Annotated in this window: 11 protein-coding genes; 7 read left to right on the plus strand and 4 right to left on the minus strand. The window is 65.6% G+C overall.

Annotated features, from left to right (window positions below; all coding sequences use genetic code 11):
- Window positions 1–8 precede the first annotated feature (8 nt).
- The 4 genes from AGI3411_RS17560 to AGI3411_RS17575 form a co-directional block, all read right to left on the minus strand.
- Complete coding sequence (locus AGI3411_RS17560; RefSeq protein ID WP_129528640.1) at window positions 9–845, minus strand: IclR family transcriptional regulator; 837 nt, start codon at window positions 843–845, stop codon at window positions 9–11.
- 15 nt (window positions 846–860) lie between these two features.
- Entirely contained in the window at window positions 861–1,622 is a 762-nt protein-coding gene (locus AGI3411_RS17565) for an SDR family NAD(P)-dependent oxidoreductase (RefSeq protein ID WP_129528641.1), read from the minus strand.
- Window positions 1,622–2,833 carry an ABC transporter substrate-binding protein gene (locus tag AGI3411_RS17570; protein ID WP_129528642.1) on the minus strand — a complete coding sequence of 404 codons (1,212 nt, stop codon included), beginning with the start codon at window positions 2,831–2,833 and terminating at the stop codon, window positions 1,622–1,624. Before AGI3411_RS17570 ends, AGI3411_RS17565 begins: the two co-directional genes overlap by 1 nt.
- Window positions 2,834–2,980: 147 nt before the next feature.
- On the minus strand, window positions 2,981–3,379 hold the full coding sequence (locus AGI3411_RS17575; RefSeq protein ID WP_129528643.1) for a cupin domain-containing protein: 399 nt from the start codon (window positions 3,377–3,379) through the stop codon (window positions 2,981–2,983).
- A gap of 177 nt (window positions 3,380–3,556) precedes the next feature.
- Here AGI3411_RS17575 and AGI3411_RS17580 point away from each other — a divergent pair, with 177 nt between their 5' ends.
- From AGI3411_RS17580 to AGI3411_RS17610, 7 genes are all read left to right on the plus strand, one after another.
- On the plus strand, window positions 3,557–4,336 hold the full coding sequence (locus AGI3411_RS17580) for an SDR family NAD(P)-dependent oxidoreductase (protein WP_129528644.1): 780 nt from the start codon (window positions 3,557–3,559) through the stop codon (window positions 4,334–4,336).
- 10 nt (window positions 4,337–4,346) lie between these two features.
- Window positions 4,347–5,108, plus strand: coding sequence for an ABC transporter ATP-binding protein (locus tag AGI3411_RS17585; protein ID WP_129528645.1), 762 nt, complete (start codon window positions 4,347–4,349; stop codon window positions 5,106–5,108).
- Between the two features lies 1 nt (window position 5,109).
- Window positions 5,110–5,802 carry an ABC transporter ATP-binding protein gene (locus tag AGI3411_RS17590; protein ID WP_129528646.1) on the plus strand — a complete coding sequence of 231 codons (693 nt, stop codon included), beginning with the start codon at window positions 5,110–5,112 and terminating at the stop codon, window positions 5,800–5,802.
- Between the two features lie 12 nt (window positions 5,803–5,814).
- Window positions 5,815–7,692 carry an ABC transporter permease gene (locus tag AGI3411_RS17595; protein WP_129528647.1) on the plus strand — a complete coding sequence of 626 codons (1,878 nt, stop codon included), beginning with the start codon at window positions 5,815–5,817 and terminating at the stop codon, window positions 7,690–7,692.
- On the plus strand, window positions 7,692–7,994 hold the full coding sequence (locus AGI3411_RS17600; protein ID WP_129528648.1) for a Dabb family protein: 303 nt from the start codon (window positions 7,692–7,694) through the stop codon (window positions 7,992–7,994). Before AGI3411_RS17595 ends, AGI3411_RS17600 begins: the two co-directional genes overlap by 1 nt.
- 153 nt (window positions 7,995–8,147) lie before the next feature.
- Window positions 8,148–8,843, plus strand: a complete 696-nt coding sequence (locus tag AGI3411_RS17605; protein WP_129528649.1) for a fumarylacetoacetate hydrolase family protein — start codon at window positions 8,148–8,150, stop codon at window positions 8,841–8,843.
- 42 nt (window positions 8,844–8,885) lie between these two features.
- Window positions 8,886–9,017 carry an entericidin A/B family lipoprotein gene (locus AGI3411_RS17610; protein ID WP_042792660.1) on the plus strand — a complete coding sequence of 44 codons (132 nt, stop codon included), beginning with the start codon at window positions 8,886–8,888 and terminating at the stop codon, window positions 9,015–9,017.
- The last annotated feature ends 243 nt before the right edge of the window (window positions 9,018–9,260 follow it).

Genomic DNA, 9,260 nt, shown 5'->3' on the forward strand with positions numbered 1-9,260 from the left:
CGTGGGGGTTATTTCTTCTGCCGTGCCGGCGTTACGCCGGCCGGCGCCTTGAGGCGGCGCGGCCGCGACGGCATGATGCCGATCGCCGCCGCGCCGTTGCTTTGCGGGGCCTGAAGGTTCTGCGACACCTGCGCGGCCGCGACCTGGATGCGCGCCTGCAGGATCTCCAGCCGCTCTTCCGTGGTGCGCGCTTCGGCGGCGATGAACACCAGGCTGCCGACTACCTTCTGTTCGGGGCTGAAAATGGCTGAGCCGATGCCGATCAGCCCGGGGTCGATCTCGCCGTGCGAAACATACACGCCGGCGGTGCGCAGCCGCTTCAGGTTGGCGCGGAATTCATCCCAGTCCTCGCCCAGCCCGGCTTCGCGGATTTCCGCGCTGTGCCAGAGCATCAGGTTGCGCAGCTGGTACGGGGGCAGGTTGGCCAGGATGGGCTTGGCCGTGGCTCCGTGGAACATGGTGTAGGGGCGGCCGCGGGCGTAGCTGGATTCGATAGAGTCGTCCGTCCAGTAGCGGTCCACGCACATGACCTTGTCGCCGTAATAGCTGCACAGCATCAGGTTGGCGTGCAGCTCGTCGCCCGTGGCCCGCATGACGTCGCGCGCGGCGCGCATCAAGGGATCGTGCTGGCGCAGATGGCGGTCCAGCTCGATGATGCGCGATCCAAGCACGTAGGCGCCGCCCGAGGTGGGCGCCAGCAGGCCGCTTTCGGTCAGGGACTTCAGATAGCGGTACGCCGTGGCGCGCGAACACTCCAGATGCGCCATGACGTCTTCCTGGAACGCGGCGGTGGTGTCGTCGCGAAAGAGGTCGAGGATGGACAGCATGCGGTCTGGAGTGCTCATTGCGGGAGGGCGCGACTAGTGAATGTGGAAGCCGCCGTTGACGTCGACCACGATGCCGGTTGAGTAGGAGGACAGGTCCGAGGCCAGGAAAAGAATGGCTTGGGCGACTTCGGCGGGCGAGCCGAAACGCTGCAGCGGAATGCCCTGTTTGAGTTCTTGCTCCCAATTTTCGCCGAATTTTCCCAGCGTCATGTCGGTTTCGATGATGCCCGGCGCCACGCAATTGGCACGGACGCCGCGCGGCCCCAGTTCGCGGGCCAGCGCCTTCGTGAAACTGATTACGCCGCCCTTGGACGCGGCGTAGTGCGAGCCGCCGAGCAGGCCGCCGCCGCGCAGCGCGGCGGTGGAGCCCAGGTTGACGATGGCGGGCTGCCGCGGGCTGTCCAGCAGCGCCGGCAGCGCCGCGTGCGTGACGTTGTACGTGCCCGTCAGGTTCACTTCGATCATGCGGCGGAATTCGTCTTCGGGCAGGTCCCAGATGCGCGTGGCGGCGACGATGCCGGCGTTGTTGACCAGCACGTCGATTCCGCCGAGCGCGGCTTTGGCCTGCTCGATCGCGGCCTCGCAGGAGGCCGTGCGCGACACGTCGCAATGCAGGTTGCAGCGGCCCGCCGCAAGCGCCGCGGCGGCGCCTTCGGGATAGGCCTGGTCCAGCACGGCGACGGTAGCGCCCTGGGCGATGAACAGTTCTACGATGGCGGCGCCGATGCCCCGGGGGTTGGCGCCCCCCGTGACAATGGCGCGCTTGCCGGCCAGCAGTCCAGGCGTGCCGTCCATCACGGCTTCACCAGCGAGCAGCCGCCGTCCTTGAGCGGGCGGAAGGCCTGTTCGGCGGGAATCTTGCGGACCAGGTTGTAATAATCCCAATCGCGCTTGGATTCCGAGGGTTTCTTGACCTGGAACAGATAGAGGTCGCGCATGACGCGGCCGTCCTCGCGGATTCGGCCGTTCTCGGTCATGAAGTCATTGATGGGCGTTTCATGCATCTTCTTCAGCACGGCTTCGGAGCCATCGGTGCCGGCCGCCTTGATCGCATTCAGGTAATGCATGGCCGCGCTGTAGTTGCTGGCTTGCACCATCGACGGCATGCGGCCGGTGCGCTTGAAGTAGCGTTCGGACCACTGGCGGGCCTTGTCGTCCTGGTCCCAGTAGAAGGGTTCCACCAGGTTCAGGCCTTGCGCGTACTCCAATCCCACGCTGCGCACGTCCACGATGCTCATGAAGAGCGCCGCCACGCGCTGCTTGCTGCCCATGATGCCGAACTCGAATGCCTGCTTGATGCTGTTGATGGTGTCGCCGCTGCCGTTGGCCAGGCCGATGACCTGGGCCTTGGAGGCCTGCGCCTGCAGCAGGAACGAGGAGAAGTCCGCGCTGGCGATCGGGTGGCGCACGCTGCCGACCACCTGTCCGCCCTTGGACTTGACCACCGCCATCGCGTCGCGCTCCAGCGAATGGCCGAAAGCGTAGTCGGAGGTAATGAAGTACCAGCTCTTGCCGCCGTCCTCCATGATGCCGTTGGCCACGCCGGTGGCGTAGGCGTAGGTGTCGTAGGTCCAGTGCATGCCGTTGGGCGAGCAGGCCTTGCCGGTCAGGTCGGCCGAGCCGGCGCTGGTGAAGATCACCACGCGCTTCATCTGGCGGGTCAGGTCCTGCACGGCCAGCGCGATCGCCGAGTTGGGCACGTCGAGGATCAGGTCGACCTTGTCGTTTTCGTACCAGCGGCGCGCGGTCGCCACGCCGATGTCCACCTTGTTCTGGTGATCCGCCGAGATCACTTCGATCGGTTTGCCGAGCACGGTGCCGCCGAAATCCTCGACGGCCATTTTCACGGCTTCGACGCCGAACTTGCCGGACAGGTCGGCCATCATGCCGGACTGGTCGCCCAACACGCCGATCTTCACGACGTCATCCGACACCTGAGCCTGGGCGGACACGGATAGGGCGCCCAGCACGCAGGCGGCAAGGCTGTTCTTCAAACGGGTTTTCATGGGGTATGTCTCCTCGGGGGCTTCAATTCCAGCGCGCCGCCCTGTGCCGGAAGGTCGCGCGAAAAAGTGCCTTCACGCCGCGCCTTCGGCTTGCTGCCCCCGAGGGGGCGCTTTTTACCTTAGAGCGGCCTGACGGCAAAAAAGGGCTTATTCCAGCGTCTGGCCGGCGTAGCCTTCGATGAACAGGTTGGGTTTCAGGAAAAAGCTGAGCACCAGCGCGCCGTTGGGCGCGCGCGCCACGTGCTGGTTGCCGCGCGGGCGCCATACGTAGTCGCCCGCGCATACCTCGCCTTCGGCATCGACGATCGAGCCTTCCAGCACATAGGTCTGTTCGACTTCGACGTGCTCGTGCAGTGGGAGCTCGGTGCCGGGCTGCCAGCGGAACAGGGCGGTGAGCAGGCCGGACTCCTTGTCCTGCATCAGGATCTTCATATCGATGCCTTCCACCTGCGTGGGCTTCCACGGCAGGTCGGCGACTTTCAGGAAGCGCGAGGCCAAGGGCGGCAGCGCGTTGGCTGCGGGGCAGCCGGGGGTTTCGAGGGCCATGATTGTCTCCTAGCCAGAACTCTTTATAAGAGATAAAGAAAAAATCTTGTTATTGAGTGTTTAAAAATAGTCGCGTATATTGAGATTTATGTCAATCAAGTTTTCGCACGACGAGAGCCGGATTCGACGCAGGCCGGGCCCAGAGATCCGGTCGCATACAAGATCTAGGAGACAAGCTTGAAACACGACTATCTGGACCGGACGTTCGGTCTGGCGGGGCGCGTCGCGCTGGTGACCGGCTCGGCACGGGGATTGGGCTATGCCATTGCGCAGGCATTGGGCAGGGCGGGGGCGCAGGTGGTGGTCAACGACCTTTCCCCGGAGGCCTGCGCGGCGGCCTGCGAACGACTGGCGCAGGAGGGCATCAAGGCCCACGGCGCGCCGTTCGACGTGGCCGACGGCGAGGCGGTGGCCGAGGCCGTGGCCGGTCTGGAGGCCGCCGGCCTGGCAATCGACGTGCTGGTCAGCAACGCGGGCAACCAGAACCGCAAGCCCGTGGTGGAAATGAGCCCCGCCGAATGGCAGGCGCTGCAGAACGTCCACGTCAATGGCGCGTTTCATTGCGCGCGGGCGGTGCTGCCCGCCATGGGCAAGCGCGGTTTCGGCCGTATCGTGCTGATGTCGTCCGTGGCGGGGCAGGCAACCATGCCGAATATCGCGGCCTACGCGACGGCCAAGGGCGCGGTCGCGGCCTTTACCCGCGCGCTGGCGGTGGAGTATGGCGCCAGCGGCATCACCTGCAATGCGCTGGCTCCGGGCTTCGTGCGCACCGATTTCACCCAGGGTCTGCAAGACAACCCACAGTTCCAGTCCTTCCTGTCCACGGCGGTGCCGGTCGGCCGCTGGGCCGCGCCGGAAGACATCGCGCCGGCGGTGGTCTATCTGGCGTCGCCGGGCGCGTCGTTCGTCAACGGGCACGTCCTGGCGATCGACGGCGGCCTGCTGGCCCGCATGTAGGAGCGCTTCCATGAATACCCAAGCGGTCCTGTCCGCCCGGGGGCTGGTCAAGCGGTTCGGCGGCTTCAATGCCGTCGACGACGTGACCCTGTCCCTGCGCGAAGGCTCCATCCATGCCCTCATCGGCCCCAATGGCGCAGGCAAAACCACCTGTTTCAACCTGCTGACCAAATTCCTGGCGCCGGATGCGGGCGTCATCCACTACCGCGGCCGCGACATCACGTCGCTGGCGCCGGAACAGATCGCGCGGCTGGGGATCGTCCGCTCCTTCCAGATCTCCGCGGTGTTCCTGGGGCTTACGGTCCTGCAGAACATGCGCGTGGCGCTGATGCGCCAGCATGGCGACGGCTGGCGCTTCTGGCGCAGCCGCCGCAGCATCGACCGCCTGAATGGGCGCGCGATGGAATTGCTGGATGCGGTCGGCCTGGCCGCGCTGGCGGACACCACCGCCGCCTTGCTGCCCTATGGCCGCAAGCGCGCGCTGGAAATCGCCATGACCCTGGCGCTGGAACCGGAAATCATGCTGCTGGACGAACCGATGGCGGGGCTGGGCCAGGAGGATGTGACCCGCATCGCCGCCTTGATCCGCAGCGTGTCGGTCAACCGCAGCATCCTGATGGTCGAGCACAATCTCTCGGTGGTGGCGGACCTGTCCGACACGATCACGGTGCTGGCGCGCGGCGCGGTGCTGGCCCAGGGCGACTACGCCACCGTGTCGCGCGACGAGCGCGTCATCACGGCCTACATGGGTTCGGACGAGGAGGCGCACTGAGATGCTGGCGATCAAAGACCTCAATGCCTGGTACGGCGAATCGCATGTGCTGCACGGCGTGAACCTGGAAGTGACGCGCGGCGAACTGGTCACCATCCTGGGTCGCAACGGCGCGGGCAAGACGACGACGCTGCGCGCGATCATGGGCATCCTCGACAGGCGCCGCGGCTCGATCCTCCTGAACGGACGGGAAACGGTGAATATGGCGCCGCACCGCATTCCACGGCTGGGCGTCGTGTATTGCCCCGAGGAGCGGGCGGTGTTCCGCAGCCTGAGCGTGACCGAAAACCTGATGCTGCCGCCGCGTCTGGCCGACGGCGGCATGTCCCTGGACGAGATCTACACCCTGTTTCCCAACCTGCGCGAACGCAGCGCCAGTTCCGGCGGCAACCTGTCCGGCGGCGAGCAGCAGATGCTGGCGATCGCGCGCATCCTGCGCACAGGCGCCCAGCTCATCCTGCTGGACGAACCTACCGAGGGCCTGGCCCCGGTCATCGTGCAGCAGATCGGACATGCCATCCGTACCTTGAAAGAGCGGGGCTTCACCATCGTGCTGGTCGAACAGAACTTCCGGTTCGCGAGCAAAGTGGCCGACCGCCATTATGTGATGGAGCACGGCTGCGTGGTCGACCAGCTGTCGGCGGAAGAGGCGCGCAACGATCCCGAGCGGATCATGCGCCGCCTGGGTGTCTGAGGGAGAATCCACGTGTTCGAAATTTTCGGCGTGCCGTCCACGGCACTATTCGGCCAGCTGCTGCTCGGCCTGATCAACGGTTCGTTCTACGCCTTGCTCTCGATCGGGCTGGCGGTGATCTTCGGCTTGTTGAACATCATCAATTTCGCCCATGGCGCGCAGTACACGGCGGGCGCATTCCTGGCCTGGATGCTGCTGAACTACCTGGGCGTGAATTATTGGGCGGCGCTGGTGCTGGTGCCGCTCATCATGGCGGTGTTCGCCATCGTGGTCGAGCGTACGTTGATCTCGCGCACCTACCGCATGGACCACCTGTACGGGTTGCTGCTGACCTTTGGCATCGCCCTGTTGATCGAAGGGGGCCTGCGCCAGGCGTACGGCGTGTCGGGGCTGCCCTACACCATACCCAAGGCGCTGATGGGCGGCGTCAACCTGGGTTTCATGTTCCTGCCGTGGTATCGCGGCTGGGCCGTGGCCGTGTCGCTGGTGCTGTGCCTGGCCGTCTGGGTGCTGATCGAGAAGACCCGCGTGGGCGCAATGCTGCGCGCCGCCACGGAAAACCCGACGGTGGTGCGTTCGTTCGGCATCAACGTGCCGCTGCTCATCACGCTGACCTATGCGCTCGGCGTGGCCCTGGCTTCCGTGGCGGGCGTGATCGCCGCGCCCATCTACCAGGTCAGTCCGATGATGGGCTCCAACCTGGTGGTGGTCGTGTTCGCGGTGGTGGTGATCGGCGGCATGGGGTCCATCATGGGCGCCATCGTCAGCGGCTTCGGCCTGGGCATCATCGAAGGCCTGACCAAGGTGTTCTACCCCGAGGCCGCCAACCTGGCGATCTTCGTCATCATGGTGCTGGTGCTGTTGTGCAAGCCGGCGGGGCTGTTCGGCAAGCCCCTGCAGGTGCAGAACGTGCTGGCCGCCGAGGCGACCCGCGAGCCCGTTCAACTGGGCCGCCGCGGCATGCGCGTGGCGATGGCGGCGCTGGCGGTCGCGGCGCTCGTCGCGCCCTGGTTCATCTATCCGACCTTCCTGATGAAGGTGCTGTGCTTCGCGTTGTTCGCGGCGGCTTTCAACCTGCTGGTGGGCTACGTGGGCTTGCTGTCGTTCGGCCATGCCGCGTTCTTCGGCGCGGCCGCCTACGCGACCGGCATCGTGATGAAGCTGTTGAGCGCCACGCCCGAGCTCGGCCTGTTGGCGGGGGTGTTGACCGGCGGCCTGCTGGGCCTGGCGTTCGGCGCCATCGCCATCCGGCGCCAGGGCATTTACTTCGCGATGATCACGCTGGCGTTGTCGCAACTGGTGTACTTCATCGCGGTCCAGGCCGGCTTCACCGGCGGGGAAGATGGCCTGCAGAGCGTGCCGCGCGGCAAGCTGTTCGGCATTTTCGACCTGCAAGGTGTGATGCCCATGTATTACTTCACGCTGCTGGTCTTCGCGCTGGGCTATGCCTTCGTGCTGCGCGTGCTGAATTCGCCTTTCGGGGAAGTGATCCGTTCGGTGCGCGACAACGAGCAGCGCGCCCGGTCCCTGGGCTACTCCACGTCGCGGTACAAGCTGATGGCGTTTACCCTGTCGGCCTCGGTGGCGGGGCTGGCCGGGGGCCTGAAGGTGCTTGTGTTCGGCGTGGCGTCGCTGACGGACGTGCACTGGCACGCCAACGGCGAGGTGGTGCTGATGGCGCTGCTGGGCGGCATCGGCACGGTGTTCGGCCCGCTGGCCGGCGCCTTCACCTTCGTGTCGCTGCAGAATTACCTGGCGCCGCTGGGATCCTGGGTGCTCATCGTCCAGGGGGCGATTTTCGTTCTGTGCGTGCTGCTGTTCCGCGACGGCATCATGGGACTGATCGCGCGAGCCTGGCTGGCCCTTACCCGAGCAAAAAAGGAATCCTGATGTTCTTGCATGTCGTAATGCTGCAACTCTCCGACGCCGCCGACGCGCGTTTCCACGGCCGCGTCCAGGCCTATTGCCAGCGGATCCTGGCGGAGTGCGACGGCGTCGCGGGGTATGCCTTCCGGCAAAACGCAGCCAGCCGCTCGGACGGCCTGACCCACGCCGTGGTGGCGGCATTCGCCGATAGCCCCGCGCACGACCGCTACCAGGTGTCTGCGGCGCACCAGGAAATGAAGGCCTACATGGCCGGCTTCATCGAGCGCCTGGTGGTGTTCGACGGCGAAATCCCTACGTTCGCCTGAACGCCCGGCGATCGCGCCTGGCCGCGCGGAAAGGGATAAACTCGCGAATGGTTTTTATCTCCTGGCCGCTCCAGGACGAAACTGCCCCCTCGGCGGGGGCAGCCAGCTCTTTTGCCGGTTTCCGGTCACGTATTCGTCATAGGTTGATTCAACATGGACTACGTATTGCCCCCCCAGCCGCCCGTTGCGGTTCCCGTTGCCGGCAGCGCCGCGCTGTTCCCGGTGCGCCGCGTCTATTGCGTCGGCCGCAACTACGCCGAACACGCCAAGGAAATGGGCTTCACCGGCCGTGAAGACCCGTTCTTCTTCTGCAAGCCCGCCGACGCGGTGCTTCATGTGGCCGACGGCGAAACCGGCAAGATGCCGTATCCGCCCAAGACCTCCAACCTGCACTACGAGATGGAACTCGTCGTGGTGCTGGGCAAGGGCGGCCGCGACATTCCGGTCGAAGAGGCCAACGAATGCGTGTGGGGCTATGCGCTGGGCCTGGACATGACCCGCCGCGACCTGCAGGGCGAAATGAAGAAGCAGGGGCGTCCCTGGGAAATCGGCAAGGCGTTCGACCTGTCCGCGCCGCTGGGTCCGATCCACCCGCGCAGCGTGGTCGGCACCCTGGACAAGGGCGCCATCTGGCTGGACGTGAACGGCCAACGCAAGCAGTCCAGTGACATTTCGCAAATGCTGTGGAATGTGCCGGAGAGCATTTCCTACCTGTCCGGCCTGTTCGAACTGCAGCCCGGCGACATCATCTTCACCGGCACGCCCGAAGGCGTGGGCGCGGTGTTGCAGGGGGACGTCATCACCGGCGGCGTCGAAGGGCTGGGCGAACTTCGCGTCGAAATCGTCTAAAGTACGGGCCGGATCCGTTTTTATCACTACAGGAGCGCCAGCATGCGCAGCAAGATCGTGCTGACCGCCTTCGTCGTGTTCGGCTTTGTCCTCGCCGGTTGCAACACCGTCGCGGGCATGGGCAAGGACATGTCCAAGGCCGGTAACGCCATCACCAACGCCGCCGACAAGTAACCGTCGCCGGCGAGCGTTCTGATGGAAAAAAGCCCCTTGATCGCTCAAGGGGCTTTTTCTTTGCGGACCAGGCATTAAAGCGTTTCCCCGCCGGGCCGCCCCAAGGGGAAACCGCCCCTTCGGGGGGCAGCTAGCCCACGGTAGTGGGCGCGGCGTGGGGGCTCACCGTTTCCCCGCCGGGCCGCCCCAAGGGGAAACCGCCCCTTCGGGGGGCAGCTAGCCCACGGTAGTGGGCGCGGCGTG

Source organism: Achromobacter agilis, from assembly GCF_900496965.1.
Taxonomy (GTDB): Bacteria; Pseudomonadota; Gammaproteobacteria; order Burkholderiales; family Burkholderiaceae_B; genus Achromobacter; species Achromobacter agilis.